Annotated in this window: 23 protein-coding genes and 1 tRNA gene; 13 read left to right on the forward strand and 11 right to left on the reverse strand. The window is 64.3% G+C overall.

Annotated features, from left to right (window positions below; translation table 11 throughout):
- The first annotated feature begins 1 nt into the window (after position 1).
- The 4 genes from rpsJ (at position 2) to LT970_RS01430 (ending at position 2,268) form a co-directional block, all read left to right on the forward strand.
- Positions 2-310 carry a 30S ribosomal protein S10 gene (rpsJ, locus tag LT970_RS01415; protein ID WP_232687182.1) on the forward strand — a complete coding sequence of 103 codons (309 nt, stop codon included), beginning with the start codon at positions 2-4 and terminating at the stop codon, positions 308-310.
- Between the two features lie 262 nt (positions 311-572).
- On the forward strand, positions 573-761 hold the full coding sequence (locus LT970_RS01420) for a PLDc N-terminal domain-containing protein (RefSeq protein ID WP_232687183.1): 189 nt from the start codon (positions 573-575) through the stop codon (positions 759-761).
- A 104-nt stretch (positions 762-865) separates the two neighbouring features.
- Positions 866-937 (forward strand) — tRNA-Ala (locus tag LT970_RS01425).
- Between the two features lie 152 nt (positions 938-1,089).
- Positions 1,090-2,268: a DUF7845 domain-containing protein gene (locus LT970_RS01430; protein WP_489886104.1), complete on the forward strand. Its 1,179-nt coding sequence runs from the start codon at positions 1,090-1,092 to the stop codon at positions 2,266-2,268.
- Between the two features lie 280 nt (positions 2,269-2,548).
- On the opposite strand, the gene LT970_RS01435 is transcribed toward LT970_RS01430, so the two are convergent.
- The gene (locus LT970_RS01435) at positions 2,549-2,950 is read right to left on the reverse strand and encodes a hypothetical protein (protein WP_232687185.1); all 402 of its coding nucleotides are present in this window, start codon (positions 2,948-2,950) and stop codon (positions 2,549-2,551) included.
- A gap of 80 nt (positions 2,951-3,030) precedes the next feature.
- Between LT970_RS01435 and LT970_RS01440 the strand changes: the two genes are divergently transcribed.
- The 3 genes from LT970_RS01440 (at position 3,031) to LT970_RS01450 (ending at position 4,961) form a co-directional block, all read left to right on the forward strand.
- The gene (locus LT970_RS01440) at positions 3,031-3,363 is read left to right on the forward strand and encodes a hypothetical protein (RefSeq protein ID WP_232687186.1); all 333 of its coding nucleotides are present in this window, start codon (positions 3,031-3,033) and stop codon (positions 3,361-3,363) included.
- Between the two features lie 229 nt (positions 3,364-3,592).
- Positions 3,593-3,730 (forward strand): DUF7692 domain-containing protein, encoded by a 138-nt coding sequence (locus LT970_RS01445; RefSeq protein WP_232687187.1) that lies wholly within the window; start codon positions 3,593-3,595, stop codon positions 3,728-3,730.
- Between the two features lie 289 nt (positions 3,731-4,019).
- Positions 4,020-4,961: a formate/nitrite transporter family protein gene (locus LT970_RS01450; RefSeq protein WP_269785474.1), complete on the forward strand. Its 942-nt coding sequence runs from the start codon at positions 4,020-4,022 to the stop codon at positions 4,959-4,961.
- Between the two features lie 252 nt (positions 4,962-5,213).
- Here LT970_RS01450 and LT970_RS01455 read toward each other — a convergent pair whose 3' ends face one another.
- The 4 genes from LT970_RS01455 to LT970_RS01470 form a co-directional block, all read right to left on the reverse strand.
- Positions 5,214-5,591: a PD-(D/E)XK family putative nuclease gene (locus LT970_RS01455; protein ID WP_232687189.1), complete on the reverse strand. Its 378-nt coding sequence runs from the start codon at positions 5,589-5,591 to the stop codon at positions 5,214-5,216.
- Between the two features lie 163 nt (positions 5,592-5,754).
- Complete coding sequence (locus tag LT970_RS01460; RefSeq protein WP_232687190.1) at positions 5,755-6,771, reverse strand: hypothetical protein; 1,017 nt, start codon at positions 6,769-6,771, stop codon at positions 5,755-5,757.
- 45 nt (positions 6,772-6,816) lie between these two features.
- Positions 6,817-6,972 carry a hypothetical protein gene (locus tag LT970_RS01465; protein ID WP_232687191.1) on the reverse strand — a complete coding sequence of 52 codons (156 nt, stop codon included), beginning with the start codon at positions 6,970-6,972 and terminating at the stop codon, positions 6,817-6,819.
- 77 nt (positions 6,973-7,049) lie between these two features.
- Positions 7,050-7,493, reverse strand: coding sequence for a type IV pilin domain-containing protein (locus tag LT970_RS01470; protein ID WP_232687192.1), 444 nt, complete (start codon positions 7,491-7,493; stop codon positions 7,050-7,052).
- A 625-nt stretch (positions 7,494-8,118) separates the two neighbouring features.
- On the opposite strand from LT970_RS01470, the gene LT970_RS01475 reads away from it, so the two are divergent.
- Both LT970_RS01475 and LT970_RS01480 read left to right on the forward strand, forming a co-directional pair.
- Positions 8,119-9,147, forward strand: coding sequence for a hypothetical protein (locus LT970_RS01475; protein WP_232687193.1), 1,029 nt, complete (start codon positions 8,119-8,121; stop codon positions 9,145-9,147).
- Positions 9,148-9,188: 41 nt separating this feature from the next.
- Positions 9,189-9,680, forward strand: a complete 492-nt coding sequence (locus LT970_RS01480; protein ID WP_232687194.1) for a GNAT family N-acetyltransferase — start codon at positions 9,189-9,191, stop codon at positions 9,678-9,680.
- An 88-nt stretch (positions 9,681-9,768) separates the two neighbouring features.
- Here the strand turns inward: LT970_RS01480 and LT970_RS01485 are convergent, their stop codons facing one another.
- Positions 9,769-11,052: an RNB domain-containing ribonuclease gene (locus LT970_RS01485; RefSeq protein ID WP_232687195.1), complete on the reverse strand. Its 1,284-nt coding sequence runs from the start codon at positions 11,050-11,052 to the stop codon at positions 9,769-9,771.
- Between the two features lie 86 nt (positions 11,053-11,138).
- Positions 11,139-11,417: a DUF7562 family protein gene (locus tag LT970_RS01490; RefSeq protein WP_232687196.1), complete on the reverse strand. Its 279-nt coding sequence runs from the start codon at positions 11,415-11,417 to the stop codon at positions 11,139-11,141.
- A gap of 169 nt (positions 11,418-11,586) precedes the next feature.
- Between LT970_RS01490 and LT970_RS01495 the strand changes: the two genes are divergently transcribed.
- Complete coding sequence (locus LT970_RS01495; protein WP_232687197.1) at positions 11,587-12,066, forward strand: RNA-binding protein; 480 nt, start codon at positions 11,587-11,589, stop codon at positions 12,064-12,066.
- Positions 12,067-12,127: 61 nt separating this feature from the next.
- Here LT970_RS01495 and LT970_RS01500 read toward each other — a convergent pair whose 3' ends face one another.
- Complete coding sequence (locus tag LT970_RS01500; RefSeq protein ID WP_232687198.1) at positions 12,128-12,805, reverse strand: DUF1028 domain-containing protein; 678 nt, start codon at positions 12,803-12,805, stop codon at positions 12,128-12,130.
- Positions 12,806-12,955: 150 nt separating this feature from the next.
- Between LT970_RS01500 and LT970_RS01505 the strand changes: the two genes are divergently transcribed.
- On the forward strand, positions 12,956-13,684 hold the full coding sequence (locus tag LT970_RS01505) for a guanosine phosphorylase (protein ID WP_232687199.1): 729 nt from the start codon (positions 12,956-12,958) through the stop codon (positions 13,682-13,684).
- Positions 13,685-13,828: 144 nt separating this feature from the next.
- On the forward strand, positions 13,829-15,292 hold the full coding sequence (locus LT970_RS01510) for an HPP family protein (RefSeq protein WP_232687200.1): 1,464 nt from the start codon (positions 13,829-13,831) through the stop codon (positions 15,290-15,292).
- A gap of 25 nt (positions 15,293-15,317) precedes the next feature.
- Here the strand turns inward: LT970_RS01510 and LT970_RS01515 are convergent, their stop codons facing one another.
- On the reverse strand, positions 15,318-16,475 hold the full coding sequence (locus LT970_RS01515) for an NAD-binding protein (RefSeq protein ID WP_232687201.1): 1,158 nt from the start codon (positions 16,473-16,475) through the stop codon (positions 15,318-15,320).
- A 151-nt stretch (positions 16,476-16,626) separates the two neighbouring features.
- On the opposite strand from LT970_RS01515, the gene LT970_RS01520 reads away from it, so the two are divergent.
- On the forward strand, positions 16,627-17,886 hold the full coding sequence (locus tag LT970_RS01520) for a tRNA (N(6)-L-threonylcarbamoyladenosine(37)-C(2))-methylthiotransferase (RefSeq protein ID WP_232687202.1): 1,260 nt from the start codon (positions 16,627-16,629) through the stop codon (positions 17,884-17,886).
- A gap of 388 nt (positions 17,887-18,274) precedes the next feature.
- On the opposite strand, the gene LT970_RS01525 is transcribed toward LT970_RS01520, so the two are convergent.
- Positions 18,275-18,628, reverse strand: coding sequence for a HalOD1 output domain-containing protein (locus LT970_RS01525; protein ID WP_232687203.1), 354 nt, complete (start codon positions 18,626-18,628; stop codon positions 18,275-18,277).
- 35 nt (positions 18,629-18,663) lie between these two features.
- Positions 18,664-18,939 (reverse strand): DUF7344 domain-containing protein, encoded by a 276-nt coding sequence (locus LT970_RS01530; protein WP_232687204.1) that lies wholly within the window; start codon positions 18,937-18,939, stop codon positions 18,664-18,666.
- Positions 18,940-19,197 lie beyond the last annotated feature (258 nt).

Genomic DNA, 19,197 nt, shown 5'->3' on the forward strand with positions numbered 1-19,197 from the left:
CATGCAGCAGGCACGCGTTCGTCTCTCCGGCGTCGATCCCGACGACCTTGACGACATCTGTGGCGACGTGCAGGAGATAGCGGACAAGACCGGTGTGAAGCTCAGCGGTCCGGTTCCGCTCCCGACGAAGACGCTCGAAATCCCATCCCGGAAGTCCCCGGACGGTGAGGGGACGGCTACCTGGGAGCACTGGGAGATGCGCGTCCACAAGCGTCTGATCGACATCGACGCGGACGAGCGCGCGCTCCGCCAGCTGATGCGGATTCAGGTTCCCAACGACGTCAACATCGAGATCGTCCTGCAGGACTGAGCAAAATCTTCGATTTTGCGAAGGTTGGCAGACATCGGGTCTGCCGGAACTGAGCCGAGCCGCTTTGCGGATATCACGTCTTTTTCCGACACTCTCCCGGGTAGTATCGCGTCTGCGCACCCGTCGGCGTGACGCCGCGGTCACGAGATGGTCCACAGCCGCCGGGAATCGGAGTGCAGGCCGCCCTGCAGTCGATTCCCACACTCAAATCGCTGCTGTACCCTCCGGGGGCCTTTTGCTTCGACACTTCGAGGGCTGAGTCATGGCTGCATTCGCGGGACTGTTCGCGCTGTTCGCGTTGCTCTGGCTCGTGTTCGCAATCGTCCTGCCGCTGTGGGTGTACAGCGACGCTCAGCGGAACAGTACCGACAGTCCAGTGCTGTGGGCGCTCGTCGCGTTCTTCGGCGGCGTCCTCGGTTTCCTGCTGTACCTCATCATCGGCCGAGACTGATGGCGTCCGTCAGCCGGCCGGCGGCGCGAACACCGTCCGAATGTCCGGCGATTCGACGGTCGAAACAGAACCCTCAAGTGCGACCGACGGCTTCCATCGGGTGCGGGCTCGTAGATCAGGGGTAGATCGCTTCCTTCGCAAGGAAGAGGCCCTGGGTTCAAATCCCAGCGAGTCCACTTTCCTTCGTTCGCTTCGCTCACTTCGGTCAGCGGACTCGCTGACCTTCGCGAACGCGACACGTTCGCTCAGTCCCAGCGAGTCATAGCGATTCTTCGCGTTCCCGAGTCTGGCAGTCACGACGCTGTTAGTCGTCCACTAGGCATCGTCTATCCGGGACTCGTCCGGAAACAGCCCCGTCTCTAAACGAGTCGAAGAGACTGCAGAAACCACGCCGCCGCAGCCTGGCGGTTTTCCCGAAGGAGTCGAGGATGTTGCGTTCGTCCGATCGAGCGACCTGTTCGAGAACGACCGATCGGAGTCTCGGGAGCTGGTGCAGAACGACGACGATGGGCATGGGCGGAACCTCCCTGGCTACTACCACACCGTCACGCTCGACGCCACGCGGATGGGAGAGGCGTTCCCCGGCCACCGCTACCCGAAGGAGGTGAAACATTACTACGCCCGTGAGGCAGCCAGCATGGACGCAGACGAGGCGCTGTATCACCCGAAGGTCGGCGCGAGTCTGCAGACCTCCCTCGTCCCGGTCACCGAGACCGTGCGCTGGGACGACCTCGTGGAACTGGAACGCGAACTCGACCAGACCGTCCTCTCGGTGCTCGCGGACGCGGGGATCGACGTTTCGCCGGGGAACATGGGCGGGAGCGCGTTCGTCGAGATGGACGCCTACTGGACGCCGTCGACGAGCGAGCGCGGCCCCGACCCCATCAGTCTCGACCTCACGCGCGTCCGCCAGGAGCAGGAGAGCGTCGTTGTGCGCCACCTTGCTGACGGTCTCTCGCCCGTGCAGTGGGAATCCCTGACCACGCTCGTCACGGACGGCGGGAAAGTCTCTCCGGCGGATATCGCCGAGGAGAACGAGCGCCACGTCGGGAGCGTCCGGCGCGCGCTCCGCGCGATGGACGAGCTCGTCGACCGGCGCTACGGCGAGGTGGGTCTGCGTTCGGACTACGTGGCCGAGATGGTCCACGACGCCGTGCAGGACGCGAAGGAGGCGACGCGGAAGGCCGCGGAGACGACCGCGAAGGCCATCGAGACCGCCGAGCGCGGCGTCTCGGATGCCATGGCCGAGTGGGTTGCGTGGTGCAACAAGCATGGCGTGGACATCCGGAACCGCGCGGACGCCCTGGAGATCGACCTCGGTGACATGGGCAGCGTGTCGTGGAGCGGGCGTGTCTCCGGTCCGAAGAAGGTCGGTTACCGAGTGAAGCGCGCCTTCGACCTCTGGCGTGAGGCGGGCCAGGACCCGACGCGCTTCCGAGAAGCAACCGTGCGATGGGACCACGACGACGGCGCGACCTCGATGCGAGCATTCAAGCTCCTCGGGTAGCGCGGCCCGCGGGTAGTGGCAACGCTGTTCTACACGCTGTTTTCAGGCTGTTTCCACCCGAAAACCACCGTTCTATGGGTAGGGGTGGGGGGGTAGCGCGCGGCGGCCACGGTCGCGCGCTCCCATTCGGTCGGCGCGACCGTGGCCGCACCCAGCGGAGACCCCAACAAACCCCGTTGGGGTCTCCGTTAGGGGTGTGGCTAAGGCCACCAATTCAAAACACACCACACCGCCGTCTCATCCAGCAGAAACAGTTCTACCAGAAATCCATCTAGACCTCTTATTTGAACGGTATAGAGGCCGCTTCGGAAGCGCCCTTCGGCTCGATTTCCTCAATCGCATCGAATGAAACATACTTCTCGTCAACCTCCCGCAAGACCTGCTTATCATTTACACCCGCAATTGCGTCCATGATATTGCCAGCACTGAGACTTATCTCTGTATCGCGGAACTGAACGTACTCTTCAACCTCAGTGAGAAGGAATCCTGGCGGATAGGACGTGACATTACTAACTGTCCCCTCGATTATGTAGATGTTCTGTTTAACGCTCCCCCGTGATTTGCCACCTGCAGCGATAGTTTGTTGCCGAATACAGATTCGTTCTCCTTTATAGTCCTTCCAATACTCGTAATAATCCGTTGCTCCACCAAGGATCTCCTTAAGAATGCCTATCTCACTCATATTAACATTCTAAAATCTAAATCACAAAAGCGTTTCCTGGTTAGTGAGATTGAAGGATAAGTGGTTAAAATTGGGAATCAGTGGCCCTAAACTCTACACTTATCAAAATCGTAGAAGTCTCGATTCTACTCACCACAGTTGTCTTTGCTATCACTCGATTCACCCTGACGCTTGATGAGGACGATGACGCAATCGGGATTACTCAAACAGCGGCGTATCTTTCGCTTTTCTTCTCTTCAATTACAGGCTTCAGCAGCGCGACATTTCTTTTTCTTAGGCTTCTAGACGGTGCGGGAACACTCGAAGTCGTTGGTCTCGTGGTGGTGTTCCTTGCTCTTCTTTTGGCGCTGTTCACGTTTCTCTACACAGTCATGGCATTACTCACTGACTACGGAGAGGAGTTGGATCTATGATTCTCTAATCGGATTTCCTATTACTGCACGGGGTAACGCGCGCCGAGAATCCGACTCCTGAATATGCACACGAGACGCGCTCGGTCGTGTGCATATCTCCCCGCCCATCATCGCTGCGAGGTCGCCGCGACCAGGGTGACCGAGGAGATCGAGGCCAAATCGGGGCGAAATCGGGGTTCCAGTTGCTCGAAATACATGGGTTAAGCGGGGTCGTGTGTACGAAACGAGTATGCGGCTCCGGACAGACGGCGACTACTCGCACCGCCTTGACTCGATCGAGAGCGCCATGGACGCCCTCGACGAGACCACCAAGACCGGCGCGGTGCTCGCAGCCTGCGAGCACGCCCGCCCATCCCGACGTGACTGAAGAACTCGCGGCGGTCCTGAGTACGCGCACGATGCAGCTGCACTACGACGTAGAAACGAGCGTCGACGTCGAGTAGGTCGGCCTTCTAGAAGTGATCTCCTCACCGGATAGGGGACTTTGACCTCCAGTACTCAAGTACAGCCACTGTGTCATTCAACTGCGTTACTGAGCGCCCGAGGAGCATGTGTTTGTGGATTACTCTCCGGACCATGAGAGCGGGCATGAGGGTGGTATTACTGTCCGTCATTCAGTTTTTGTGCGACGAACGACTACAACGAGATAGTACACTGTGAGTCCTCAAGACGATTCGAATCAAACGGATATTCGGGGGGCACTGGACGAGGCGCAAAGCGGTGCACCCGCGGGTGGCGAGGCGGTCCGCGACCGCTTTTCTGCTGGCGAGGTCTTCCAGCGCATCGTCGCGAGTGCCGAAGAAGAAATGGAATCCAGAAACCAGGAGCTGTTCTTCAGCGGAATCGCTGCCGGGTTCGCCATCACGCTGACTGTGATGGCATACGCTGCCGTCAGCGCTGCCGTGGGGAACACTGCACCCCTCATCAAGCCGTTCCTCTATCCGCTGGGATTCATCTTCATCATCCTCGGTCATTACCAGCTCTACACGGAAGAAACGCTCCCGCCCGTGACACTCGTCCTCACACGCCTCGCGAGCATCCCCGCGTTGCTCCGCGTCTGGGGACTCGTCATCATCGGCAACCTCATCGGCGTCGGCATCGGCGCATTCATGTTGGCGAATACGGGTGTGCTTTCGGCAGACGCCGCAGTCGTGGCCGGAGAGTTCGGTCTCGAAATCCTTCGGATGCCGTGGTGGGACGTGTTCTTCAAAGCGGTCTTCGCGGGCTGGCTCGTCGGCGGACTCGTCTGGTTAGACCACGCCGTGCGCACCTCCACTGCGCGACTGTTCCTCATCTATCTCATCATGTACACGATTCCCGTCACAGGGTTGTTCCACATCATCACCTCGATGACTGATGGGCTGTATCTGTTCTTTCACGGTGAGGCTGCCCTCTGGCCGGTGACCAGGGAGATCATTCTGCCAGTGCTGTTCGGCAATACGCTCGGCGGCGTTCTCCCAGTGGCAATCCTCAACTACGCGCAGACAGAGGAACACCGTTTCCCGGGAGATATGGCCCCGGAGGATGAGCTGTCTCTCAGGGAGTGGTTCCTGGGTGGATTCGTCGGACGTTCCCGTGTGGAATTCGAAAATGAGTGATGACGTCAGTTCCGAGGCCGTTGCAGGCCAGTAGTAGCACGACGTAGCTGAAACATCAGCTGATTCAGCACGAGGCATATCAGAACTGGAGAGTCTCATCAGGACTAGCGTACCACTTGCACGCACGACGATTGGCCCGATTCTTTCGACTCAGTTTGGATTGGAATGGCTGATGAACAAACACGCCTACCGAACAGTCGATTGACTTCCTACTGGGTCTGAAGAGGAGGATTTCAATAGAGTCGAAGATACCTACAGCACGTCCGCGATAGCGATTTTCGCCTGCTGTGTCTCCCGATGCTCCCCGCCGCCGTGCCACCGAACCGTCGGCAGTCGAGACGCTCGACGTCGCCCATGTGCGAGCACCTGCACGCCGCGGCCGCCAATCCGGTACGCCGCGAACACGTAGTACACGCCCTCGCGTTGTAGTTTCTCGTGGTACTGCCGGTAGATTTTGAACGTCCCTGGTTGGCCGTCGGCGTGCTCGTGCATCGCGGCCTTGATCTCGTGGGCCGTCCCGTCGCTCGCGTCGACGTCCTTCCAGGAGGCGCGGGCGAGATCGAGATTGTACTGCTCGGCCATCTTGTACTCGACCGCCGTGCCGTACTTGTTGGCCTTCTGCGACGGCATTACGCAGCCCTCGCGCCTCGCGCGCCACTATATATATACCCGGTCGCCGGACGAACGACGCGCCGCCCATCGGGGCGAGCGCCCTCTGGCGCGAGTCCTCGACGCGGTGGGCCAGTCCTAAAGGGGGGCCGGTTGCGCTTTCCACGTTTCCGTCGTACTGCGGTCATGCGATTACCGCCTCCACGTCGGAAACCCACTCGCGCTTCTCGCCGCCGTCCTGATACTCCTGCCACCAGTTCTTGACGGTAGTGTGGCTGAACGGGACGTGCTCGGCGGTTTCGCGGTTGCTCAGTCCCTCGCGCTTGCAATTCGCGATCGTCCACATAGCGACGCGCTTCACGTCGTCCTCGGCAATCTCGGGCTCGCCGGTCTCGTCGTTGGCCTGCGTCCACGACCACGACGACGCCTCTTGGTCGTTGTACCGCCAGTCCGTCGGCGGGACGCCCTCGAATTCGCCGACCTTGTCGCGTAGCTGGCCGTTCGTGACCCGCTCCCAGACGCTCGCCTTCTTCGGCGACTCCTTCTTGACGATGATGCCGAGACGCCAGAGCAGCGGATGGATCGAGGATTCGTCGTGCGCGATGACGATGAGCGCGCCGCCGTACTTCCGGACCTTGAACACCAGCGGCCCCATGAGTTTGCGCGTCAGTTGGCCGTCCTTCCCGCTCCCGCTCGCGGCGCTGCTGAGTTCGTCGAGGATGGCGAGCTTCCGCGTCTGGTCGTGATGCAGCGGGTCGCCGTCCTGCTGTAGCCACTCCTTGAGCGCCGGGAACGACGGCAGCCACCCGTCGCGCTCGCGCCCGCGGTCGTCTTCCCAGTCGTCTTTCTCGCGGAGACTCTGGATGTTCGTCCCGACGAGCGCGCCGGGGTTCTGGTGGACGAATCGCTGGCCGAGCAGCGACGCGAAGTTGCTCTTGCCGGCGCCCATTTCGCCGAGCACGACCACGACGGGCGCTTTCCCGTTGATGAGGTCGTCTACCTGCTGGATGGCCTTCAGGCCGCTAATGTCGGCGCGCTGGTCGGTGTTCCCCTGCTGGTGCTGGAGCGTGCTCATGTCCTCGGCGTCGAGCGCGCGGCGGCCCTCTTCGGTCGCCTCCATCCGGCGGATGCGCTCGACGTGCTCGAGGTCGTCCCAGCCGTCGCCCGCGCGGTTCGTCGCCCACGACAGCGCGAGCAGCACGAGGCAGACGAGGAACGCGGCCGAGATGGTCGCGGAACTCCCGGACTACAGCGTCTCGCTGAGGCTGTAGCCGAAGACGGTGAAGGTGCCGATGCCACTCAGGACGAGCGCAGCGACGCCGAACAGCGGCGCGCCGATCAGGTCCTGCAGGTCGAAGCCTCCCTTGGTGTGGAGGCTGAACACGTCGTTGGTAGTTGCCATACTGCGGGCGAACCGACCAGCAGGCGCTACTTAACCAAAGGAATCCGCGAGAAGAACGAGGCGAGAATGGTGGCCGCTTAGATCGACTTCTGCTTGTTCTGGATGACGGTCTTCGTGTCGCCCTTGATGGCGGTCACGATGATCTGGACCTGGGTGTCTGTTCCGTTGGTATCTGCTACGCCCAGGTCACCGGACTCAGTTAAGGTACCTGTATTGCTAACATTCGCCAGAGTGAATCCAGTAGTCACGCCTCCTTGTACTTTCACAGTCACGTTGACCTTCTCTGCGCTGCCTTGACTGATCCAAGTACCCGTAACTGTAGCGTTCTCACCAGGGTCTGTGTTGATATCCACACCGGCGTTCGCGTTGCTGCTGACGCTGTTACCGAAGCCGAGCACGAAGCTCGCGATGACGGCGGCCAAGATGACTGTAATAGCGACCATGAGGATAACCCCGATGACAGGGGATACCCCACGTTCGTCGTCCATTTCCGGAATTTCGAAGCTGAGTTTGCGTGTCATGGTTGTTCGGGCACACAACGCGGGTGTCTGCAGTGGTTACCAGAACGTTATAACGTCCTGTTTCAATCCTTTCCCACTTGTTGTGCGCGTGGCTCACCCGTAACCACGAGGGTGACTTATATTCTTCCCTCCTAAAAGTTGGCAAATTTTCATGTATAGTGTCTCACACCGTCTCTATTCGGCACCGTCTGACGCGCGGCAGACGCTTCAACTGGAAACGGCCGGTGGAATAAACTGTGCGCGCTCACAACACCCCCGGTAGTATGGTCACCCCATCGGCGCGCGACATCGCCGCAACTTCGACCACGACAGCGGCTGTTTCGAGCACGTCGCTGCGGCGGCGAACGTGGCGTATCGCGTGGTTCGGTCGGGGAAAACAGCCACTGTGTCCGCAGCGGCTGCGCGCCAGCTTTCGGGATAGTCCTCGAGGTCGTCAGCGTCGAGATCGCTCGCGAGATACGCGAGCCCCCTGTCCGTGATACGGGAGCCCGGTTCGCCGTCTTGACGAACGACAGGCCCCCACTCGATTCTCTCGTGGGATGACACTCAGAAACTGTCGTCAGTAGTGTACACACGCCAGCGAGCAAGCGATACGTTAATACGCAACACGATTAACAGTTATTCGATGGCACGGGCGTCGGTCGCGCTCGGTGTGCTCGTCCTCGTCGTCACTGCGGGGTGTGTCACCGCCGAACCCGCAGGCGTCGGGCCGACAGCGACGCCGACGGCCGACCACCCCTTCGACCTCCGGGAGGCCCCAGGGCAGACGAGTGACCGACTCGAGGATCCCTGGAACGCCGACCCGATCGAGGTCGTCGTCGAGAACTCGGCGCGCAGGGGGCGTAACGTCCACCCGGAAGTGATGCGAGCGCTCTCGTACTGGGAGCGCAACGCCCACGCCTACGACACGTACACGCCCGAGTACCGACTCGTGAGCCAGACCGACTCGCCCGAGATCCGGGTCCGAGTCGTGCGGACTATCGCCTCCTGTGGTGAACACACCGAGGGCGTCGTGCTCGGGTGTGCACCGACGCTGACTCCGAACGAGACGGTGAACGGCACGACAACTATCCGGATTCGCGCCGGTCACTCGCAGGAGACGACACTCGCCATCCTGAAACACGAGTTCGGCCACACGCTCGGCCTCGACCACGACGCGAACTCCACCGTGATGAGCGAAGATCTGGCGGCGCGAGCGCCCGAGAGCGTCATCGACGCGATGGACCGCCGGTATCCGTGGGCGGAGGGGACGGTCACGGTCGCGGCGGTCTCCGACCACGGCGTCTCCGAGACCACGCGCAAGCGAGTGAAGGCCGCGCTCGCGTACTACCAGCGCGGAGCCGACGGGACGGTCGGCTCACCGCCGACGTTCGAGTACGTCGAGAACCCGCACGACGCGGACGTCGTCGTGGACCTCCGGCGGTCGGTCGAGGCGTGTGACACGATCGGCCCCGACCACTCGTGTGTGGACTGGCGCGGGCCGAGCGTGGATGACGACCCGCAGCCAGAGTACTTCACGGACGCCCGCATCGCTGTTGGGGACACGGAGAAGGTCGGCTGGCACGTCGGATACTGGCTCGGGCGGTCGCTGTGGACGAACGGCGTGCCGATGCCGTTCAAGAACTCGTCACATCCACCCGCGACGTCCTGGTAGCGCCGAAAACGAGTTGGTGCTGCCCACCGTCCATAGAGAAGATGGAGAACGTGGAACTGCGCCCGGCCGAGGAGTCGGACGTGGACGCCATCACCGAGGTGGCGCGAGCGGCCTGGCACGCGGCGTACGACGACGTTCTCGGCCCGGACACGGTCGAGGACACCGTCGACGACTGGTACCACGAGGCGGAAATCCGGGGCGTCGTCGACGGGCCGTGTTTCCTCGTCGCGGAGAGCGAGGGAGTCATTGGATTCGCGCACGCTTCGGAACTCGCAGACAAACAGGGGGTTGCGGAGCTCTATCGGCTGTACGTCCACCCGGATCACTGGGGGGACGGCGTCGGGTCAGCGCTCTTAGACCGAGTGGAGGGGTCGTTGCGCGAGCGCGGGGTCGAGCGCCTGCAGACGGTGGTCATCGCCGCGAACGAGGTCGGGCGGTCGTTTTACGAGGACCGAGGATTCGAACCCGTGACGGAACTGGGGTCGGAGCTACCGGGCGCGGAGATGGAACTGTTGCTGGCTCACGACCTCTGAGTTGTCTACTGGGGCCGATTGTTCGGGAGGTTACGCCGCGTCTACAACGCCGGCAATCAGAGCGTGACGTGCAGTCGAATCGGACTCGTTACTCGTCCGATTCGACGATCTCGATGCCGCGGTTGTTCACGGCGTCCGGGTCGAGGCCGACCTCCTCGAGGTAGTTCCGGTACTCGCGCTCGGCCGTCTCGCCGTCCTTCTGTTTGTCGCTGGCGTGGTCACAGAGGTCGACGAGCGCCTCGGGCACGTCGTTCTTGTAGACGATCCAGTGGTTCACGAGGTCACTCATGCGGCGGATGGGACTCGTGAAGTGACCGTAAATCTCGAAATTCAGGGCGTGATGGCCGCCGAACGGGTCGTTCATGTATTTCGCGCGCGGCATCACCTTCATCACCGCCCACTGGATCTTCCCGAGCTGGCGCTCGGGCGCCTGCTCCAGGGTGGCGTTGACGGCCTTCCGGGGGTCGTCCCAGGCGTCGCCGGGGATGGAGACGCCGTCGAGTTCCTGGATCTCGCGGAGCGCCTCGTCCCACTCGTCTGGCGACGGCTGCGGGTGGACGCGGTAGACGGCTTCGACGCCACGAGACCACATGAGTTCGTGCGTGACCGCCTTGTTCGCCTTCAGCATGCACTCCTCGATGATGGTGTGTGCGCGGTCCCGGCGGGGGTTGAGGACGAGACTCCCCTCTTCTTTCCGCTGCTCGTGCATCCGGTCGGCGATGTCGAACACGAGTGACATCTCGTCGTGGAGTGGCGCGCCTTCGTCGTCGAGGCGGTCCTCGGTCTCCTTGTAGGTCAGGCGCTCGTTCGAGTGGATGACGGACTTGTAGATGTCGATGGACTCGTAGCCCAGATCCTCCTTGTCGAGGTGCATCTCGACAGTGTGTGCGAGGCGGTCTTCCTCCGGGACGAGTGAGCACACCGTCTCCGCGAGCACCGGCGGGAGCATGTGAATCGTGTAGCCGGGGAGGTAGACAGTGTTCCCGCGTTCGATGGCTTCCTCCCACATCGCCGAATCCGGATGGACGTAGTGGCTGACGTCCGCGATGTGAACCCAGAGCACGTACTCGTCGTCGCGCTCCTCGACGCTGATGGCGTCGTCGAAGTCCTGGGCGTCCACGGGGTCGGTCGTCCACGTCGCGCGGTCCCGGAGGTCGCGGCGCTCCTCGAGTTCGTCCTGAATCTCGGTCTGGACGTCCTCGATTCGCTCCTCGGCCTCCGCGAGCACCTCGCTGGGGAATTCGTCGCGGATCTCGAACTTCTCGAAGAGGTCCTCGCGCTTGTTCTCGATCTGGCGGGCGAGGTCTGGAGAAATCTCGACGGGGCCCTGGGCTTCTGCAGTGCCCGCGGCCGCCTGTGCGTCGTCGCTCATGACTACTCGTTGTTCGCACCCGCAGTTAGTCGTGTCGACGTTCTGCCCGGCGCCACTCCCGGGCACGCAAAACTCACGCTACCGCGTCACTCGCGGCCGGCGTGTTCCTCGTGGGTCCGCTCGATGAACTGCTCGATGAACTCCGCGTCGCTGACGCGCCCCGCGTCCAGTTCCACGAGCGTGTCCTCTAACCCGTCGCGGGCGTACTTGTTGAGACCGCGGAAGCACGGCTTGCAGAGGTGTTCGAACTCCTTCCCGTCTCGATCCCACCGGTCGCCGTACTTGTCGTACTCGCGGGCGTCTGCTCGTTCGAGGTCCGTCCCGCACGCGATACAGGAGACGGTCTGGTTCCGGGACCCCAGCATCACGCAAAGAGAGGCCGGCCCCGTACTTAGCGATTTGGTCGGTGGTCGTGAGTCGGTCGGCACCCCGTAAACGACTCCGTTCCCGGCGCTCGCTCGCCCAAGCAAGTGCCACAGGAAGACGCGCACCGCAGAGCGGACGATTTAAGCGCCGAGACGACACACGTCGGGTATGGAGGTATCCTCTCGCCACCACCTTCGAAGCGACGACGTCCGCGAGATAGCGGACGCGCTGGCGGACGGCCTCGGCGTCGAACTCGACGCGGACTCCTTCGAACTCGTGGAGTTCGCCGACGAGGACTTCGACCTCGTGCTCGTGGACGGCGAGCCGATGGTGTGGTATCCGGAGGGCGAACCGTTCGTCACCGTGCGCGGCGCGAACGCGCATCCGCCGTCGCGGGGCGTCGTCACCGTCGACGCGGGCGCGGTGTCGTTCGTGAGCGACGGCGCGGACGTGATGCGTCCGGGCATCACTGAAGCAGACGACGAGATCGAAACGGGGGACCTCGTCGTGATCGCCGAGGAAGCCCACGGGAAGGTGCTCGCGGTCGGGCGCGCGCTCGTCGACGGCGACGAGATGGTCGGTAATTCGGGGAAGGTCGTGGATAGTCTCCACCACGTCGGCGACGAACTGTACGAGTTCTCGGTCTGAGGTCGCTTCCTTGTCGGTCTGCGCGCGCGGACCGACAGCCTACTCTTCGCCGTGCTTCTCGCTACTCTTCGCCGTACTTCTCGATGGCGTCCTCGTAGCCCCGCTTGGCCAGCCGGTACGTCTCGCGGAGGTCCGAAATCGGGTTCTCGCTGGCGTCGACGCGCAGGTCGTCGTAGTACGGGCGCTCGTCGTCGGCCGTGTCCACCACGCGCACCGCCGCACTCTGCACGTCGAGGTCCTCGCGCTTGTCGCCGCCGGCGGCCTGTCCGGCGCCGAGCGCGTCGATGAGTCGCTTCGGGAGCGGGTCGGGGTCGTCGCGGTGGTCGGCGTAGTGGTCGGCGGTGCGTTCGACGACGGCTTCGCCCGCGAGCAGGTTCCCGGCGACTGTGAACCCCTCGCGCTCGACGTGGCCGTACCAGTCGTTGCACTCCTCGCCGGAGAACGTGAACGCGCCGTCTCTGGAGACGCCGTGCAACTGGCGCTGTGCGCTGCCGTCGTCTGCGTTCAACAGCGCGTCGAGCGCGTCCTCGATGGCCAGCCCTTCCGCGAGATACTCGACGCCGCGGCTGCCGAGGTCCGGGTTCGTCACGCTCTGGGTGGCGACAGCGCCGTACTCGTTGACGTGCGGGCACGGGACGCCGACGCCCGGCAGACGCGTGGTGATGGCGACGCCGAAGCGGTACGCCTCCTCGCCGTCCTCGGCCTCGTACGGTTCGCGGACGCAGATGCTGAAAGTCACAGTCGTGCTGGGGCCCGGAGCGACAAAACGGTACGCGAACCGGTACGCCTGTCGCGTTCCGAACCCGGACTCTGGCGTCCGCGGCCCGACCGGGCGGACCGCCGTCCGGTATCCCCGCTCTTTTTCTCGGGGAGCACCGAATCCGCTGGCATGGCGAAACAGCCCCATCTCCTCGTGGAGGACGGCGACGTGAACGACATCGCACTCATCCCGGGGGACCCCGGGCGCGTCGACCGCATCGCGGGCCACTGCGACGACAGCGAGGTCGTCGCGGAAAACCGCGAGTACAAGGTCGTGAACGCGACGTACGACGGCGTCGATCTCACCATCTGCTCGACCGGCATCGGCTGTCCGTCGGCCGCTATCGCCGTGGAGGAACTCTCTCGCGTGGGCGTGGAGACGTTCATCCGCGTCGGCACCATCGGCGGCCTCCAGGAGCACGTCGAGGTCGGGGACATGATCGTCGCCACCGGCGCCGCCAAGGAGGAAGGGACGAGCAAGCGCTACGAGTCCGCGGTCTACCCCGCGGTGCCGGACTACGACGTGCTCACGAGTCTCGTGGACGTCTCCGAGGAGCGAGGCGAGGAGGTGCACGTCGGCCCCATCGTGAGCGACGACGCGTTCTACAACGAGGACGACGCGTACGTCGAGGACTGGAACGACGCTGGCCTACTCGCCATCGAGATGGAGGCCGCGACCGTGTTCTCGCTCGCGCGCCGGAAGGGCCTCGCCGCGGGCGCCATCTGCACCGTCGACGGCAACCTCGTCGCCGGGAACCAGAAGGGCGCGGACAGCGACGACGAACTCCCGGAGAAGGCCAAGAACAACGTCGCGCGCGCCATCGACATCGCACTCGACTCGGTCGTCGAGTTGGCGTAGCCGACTCGACTGCCTGGCAGACTTCGTCTGCCAACGTCGTCGAACTCGCGTGAGCGCCCGAAACCCCACGATTCAGTCGTCTGGCTGCCGCAACGAACTCCTCGAAGCGAAACATCCAACTTCCCGACCGGCGGACTGCGGGACGTGCTCGCGGAACTGAAGCGCCGTCTCGTCGCCGCCCGCCGCCGCGTCTACCGCCTCGAGCGCCGCGAGGCCGAGCAGTTACGCAAGTGGCTCGAAACCACGAACAATCTCACCCACCTCTCGGTGCTGTTGTTCGTGCCGTTGCTCATCGCGCTCGTCACGCTGCTGGCGAGCACCCTCGGCGTCGTCTCGTTCCTGCTGTTCCCGCCGCTCGCGTCCGGCACGTACACGCTGTTCTCGGACCCCGAGGGCCGCTACTCGGACCCCCGGAAGTTCGTCGGCGGGATGACCCTCGGCGCGCTCTGCGGGTGGGCGTCCGTGGAGTTCACCGCCGCGTACGTCTACGGCGTGCCCCCCGCCGAACTCGGCGCGCACGCCGGCGCCGCGGCGCTCAGCGTGTTGCTCACGGGAATCGTGGCGTGGACGGTCGACCTCGAACTCCCGACGGCGTTCTCCACCGCGTTGCTCGTGCTCATCACGGGCGCCGGACAGCTCGCGTACGTCGTGAGCGTCGCGCTCTCCACCAGCCTCGTCGCCCTCGTGTTCGTCGTGTGGCACCACGAGTTCTACTCCCAGCGCGCCCGTTTTCTCTACCAGACGACGAGGGCCGACGACCACGTCATCGTCCCGATGCGCGGCGACCGCGCCGCGGAAACGTCGATGTTTGGCGCGCGCATCGCCGCGGCCCACGACGCTGGAAAGGTCGTCCTCCTGGACGTCGTGGACGACGAGGACGTCGCCGCCGTCGAACGTGACGCCATCTCGGACGCGACCCGCGAGCGCCTCGACCAGGACAGAACTCGGGAGAGCGAGGCCGAGAACGAGGCCGAACAGCAGGCCGCTGACGCCACCGCGCTGGAACTCGAGGGGCAGGCGGACGCCATCGAGACGCGCATCGGCGTCCCCTGTGACGTGGTGGTCGCGGTGGCCGACGGCGACCCCGCGGACACCGTGCTGGCGACCGCCGAGGAGACCAACTCCGACCTCGTGGTGACGCCGTTCGAAGCCAACGGGAGCGGGCTCTCGCCGTTCGTGCGCTCGCTGTTCCGCAGCGACATGGACGCCATCGCGTTCCGGTCGACCGGCGGGCGCACGCGCTGGAAGCGCGTCATGGTGCCCGTGCGAACCGCCTCGGACGTGGCGCACGCGATGGTCGACTACGCCAGACGGCTCGTCGGGCAGACGGGGTCGCTCAGCGTCTGTTCCTGTATCGACGTGGAGCGCGACCGCCGGACGACGGAGTCGATGCTCGCCGACCTCACGGAGACGGTCGACGCTCGCTGTGAGACCCGCGTCTCGCGGTCGTCGGTCGAGTCGTTCCTAGAGCGAAACGACGCCCACTACGACGTGGTGTTCCTCGGCGCGAGCACGGACCGGTCGGCGGCCTCCCGGTTCATCTCCCGGCCCACGTTCGAGCGCGTCCGCGACCTCGAAACCGACATCGCGGTCGTCCACCTCGGGTAGTACGGCGCTCTCCACCAGTCGACAGTCATTTCTCCTCGAACACGTCTGCGGCCTCCCGCTCGGCGTCCTCGTCGCCGAGCGCGGACCGCGCGAGCAACCGCCCGCCGATGACCACGGGGCTGACCACGGCGTCCGCGCCCGCTCGCCGCAACTTCTCCTCGTTTTCCTGCTCGGTCGCGGACGCCACGACGCGCACGTCCGGGAAGCGCTCGCGCACGGTGAGTATCGAGAGCGCGTCCTCGCCGTCATCGTTCGTCGCCGCGACCACCGCTGTGGCGCGCCCGACGCCCGCGCGATCAAGGGACTCCACGTCGGCGGGGTCGGCGGCGAGCACGTTCACGTCACGCTCCCGGAGCGTGGAGACGACGGGTTCGTCCTCCGTAACCACGACGAAGCTGCGGCCGCCGGCGGTGAGTTCGGTCAGAATCGGTTCCGTCAGGTCGCCGTAGCCCGCGACGACCACGTGGCCGTCGAGGGACTCGAGTTCTGATTGGGTCATGCGTCCGAGAGCGCTCGCGAAGCGGGCTTCGAGGGCGGGGCCGAGCAGCGCGCCGAGCGCGATTGCGAAACTCGCGGTGCCGAGCACGAGCACGGACAGCGAGAACAGGCGCGCTTCCTGGCTCTGGGGCGTGATGTCGCCGTAGCCGACCGTCGTCGCGGTGACGAGCGTGTAGTAGAAGGCGTCCAGGGCAGTGTTCACGCCCGGGAACCCGCTGCGGAGCGCGTACGTGCCGACGGTGCCGTAGGCCTGTACGCCGACGAGCGCGCCGCCCGCTGCGAGTTGCGTGGTGGACAGCGAGACGCGGCGGTCGAAGCGTGGGCGCGCCACGAACACGACCGGGAGCGCGACCACCGACAGCACCACCAGAGGCACCGAGTACGGCGTCGCCTGCACGAGTCCCTGGCCGGCGGTCACGGGCAACAGCACGACCGTGGAGTACCACGCCACGCGCAGTCCGCGCCGCAGGCCGAGCGCACTCGCCACCATCAGGAAGCCGGTGAGCGCGCCCGTGAACCCCGCGGTCTGGCTCACAGCGGGCGGAATCATGCGCGCCAGCGGCCCGAAGTTCGCGGTCGGGTCGACGATGCCGAGGATGCCCACCGCGACCGACAGCGCGGCGACTGCGAGCGTGAGCGCGACCGCCACGCGACCCGTCGCTCGCTCGACGCCCGGCAGTTCCATACCACCACCCGCGGCCGGGTTCGTCTTAAACGGCAGGGGGACCGATGGCCCTCCTCGCGCGAACAGCCTCTCTCGCGAATACCCCTCGCGCGAACACTGGTCTCGCTATCGCCGAGTTTTTGCTGTGCCGCTCCCAACGTTCTTCTAACGCATGGCCCAGTACCACATCGAGACGTACGGCTGCACCTCGAACCGCGGCGAGAGCCGCGAGATCGAGCGGCGGCTCCGCGACGCCGGCCACCACCAGGTGGATGGGCCGGACGCCGCGGACGTCGCCATCCTGAACACGTGCACCGTCGTCGAGAAGACGGAGCGCAACATGCTCCGCCGGGCCAAGGAACTGGAGGACGAGACGGCCGACCTCATCGTCACTGGCTGCATGGCGCTCGCGCAGGGCGAGGAGTTCCGTGACGAGGACGTGGACGCGCAGGTGCTCCACTGGGACGAGGTACCCGAGGCCGTGACGAACGGCGAGTGCCCGACGACGACGCCGGACGCCGAACCCATCCTGGACGGCGTCATCGGCATCCTCCCCATCGCCCGAGGCTGCATGAGCAACTGCTCGTACTGCATCACGAAGCAGGCGACGGGACGCGTCGATTCGCCACCCGTCGAGGAGAACGTCGAGAAGGCCCGCGCGCTCGTTCACGCCGGCGCGAAGGAGGTCCGCATCACGGGCCAGGACACCGGCGTCTACGGTTGGGACAACGGGGAGCGGAAGCTGCCGGAACTGCTGGAGCGAATCGCCACCGAAATCGAGGGCGACTTCCGCGTCCGCGTGGGGATGGCGAACCCCGGCGGCGTGCACGGCATCCGCGAGGAACTCGCCGAAGTGTTCGCCGAGCACGACGAGATATACAACTTCCTGCACGCGCCCGTGCAGTCGGGAAGCGACGACGTGCTCGAGGACATGCGGCGCCAGCACGAGGTCGAGCAGTACGTCGACATCGTGGAGACCTTCGACGACTACCTCGAGGAGTGGACGCTGTCGACGGACTTCATCGTCGGCTTCCCCACGGAGACCGACCACGACCACGAGCAGTCGATGGCGCTCCTGCGGGAGACCCGGCCGGAGAAGATCAACGTCACGCGCTTCTCGAAGCGCCCGGGCACGGACGCCGCGGACCTGAAGGGCCTGGGCGGTCAGACGAAGAAGGACCGCTCGAAGGCGATGACCGACCTGAAGATGGACGTGGTCGCGGACGCCCACGAGTCGATGGTGGGCACGGAGCGCCGCGTGCTCGTCACCGAGCAGGGGACCGGTGACTCCGTGAAGTGCTACGACGACGCCTACCGGCAGGTCGTCGTGCAGAACGCCAGCGAGCACGGTCTCGAACCCGGCGACTTCGCCGAGGTCGAGGTCGTCGGCCACCAGACCGTCTACGCGTTCGGAGAACCGGTCGACGCGTAGCAACTGGACAGACGGGTAGCGGGTGGATAGCTGGTGGCGGGCGGATAGACGAGTAACAGGCGGAAAGAGGCGGTAACAGTCGGATAGCTGGTGGAAGTGGAGAGACGCGTGGCGGCCGGCTGGCCCCGTTGTTCTTCGAGTGTGTGACCTTCACTCCTGTTTCGCCGTCACTCCTGTTTCGCCGTCACTCCTGTTTCGCCGTCACTCCTGTTTCGCCGTCACTCCTGTTTCGCCGTCACTCCTGTTTCGCCGTCACTCCTGTTTCGCCGTCACTCCTGTTTCGCCGTCACTCCTGTTTCGCCGTCACTCCTGTTTCGCCGTCACTCCTGTTTCGCCGTCACTCCTGTTTCGCCGTCACTCCTGTTTCGCCGTCACTCCTGTTTCGCCGTCACTCCTGTTTCGAGTACACCTGCACCCACTCGTCACCCCGAACGACGATGCGGTGGTCGCGATACGGGAACTCGAGGGAGAAATCCCGGTCCCGGTCTGTCGCGTGAGTTCTGGCGAAGGACCTGCTGATGGCGTCGACGTCGACGACCTCCTGGAGCGGCGGGTCGACGCGGTCGACGGGGACGTCCTCCACGTCGGCGACCGCGGAGACGATGGTTACGACGAGGTCGCTCGTGTCCGCTGGCTCGAACGCTGCCTGGGTCTGAAGCGTCCACTTGCTGGGGTCTTTGACCGGGGGAGACTCGTCAGTGCTTGTCGCTGAGCCAGCCGGTTCGTCAGGAGTGTCCGTCATAGTGATTCGTCTCGTGGCCGCCAGCAGCGTCGCAGTTACAGTAGCTCCAGAAGGTCCTCGAGTGCCCGTTCGGAGTGCGTGACGGTTCCCTCGTCGCGGTCGTAGTCGACGACGCCGGCGTCGTCCAGCATCGGGAGGTGCTGGTGGACGAGCGCGATCTTGACCTGCCTTCTGGTGCTCTCGTCCTGTTTCTCTGCAATCACCGCCTCGACGAGTTCCTCGAGTGAGAGCGCGGACGTGCCTTCGAGCGCGTGGAGAACGCGTTGCCGGTCGTCGTTGGCGAGTACGTGGTACCGCGCGTCAGCGTCCATTCGGGTGGAGCTGTTCTCGACACTGGCTTTGTCAGTTGGTGATTTCGACATGGTGATTCACCCGGGGCCGCCCCGGGAACGTACTTCTACACATACACCCTATCCGGGTAAGCCCTCCCTGTAAAATATAAGGCTGCCGTGTCCGAGAGAAACCGCTCTCTGCGTACAGGACAGCACCCGGTCTGCACCCACCTGGTGTTACGATACGTACCAGATGCGTGACAGCGGAACGTCGCCGCGTGATAGCCTCCGTTATCG

Source organism: Halobacterium zhouii (assembly GCF_021249405.1).
In the GTDB taxonomy this organism is placed as follows: Archaea; Halobacteriota; Halobacteria; order Halobacteriales; family Halobacteriaceae; genus Halobacterium; species Halobacterium zhouii.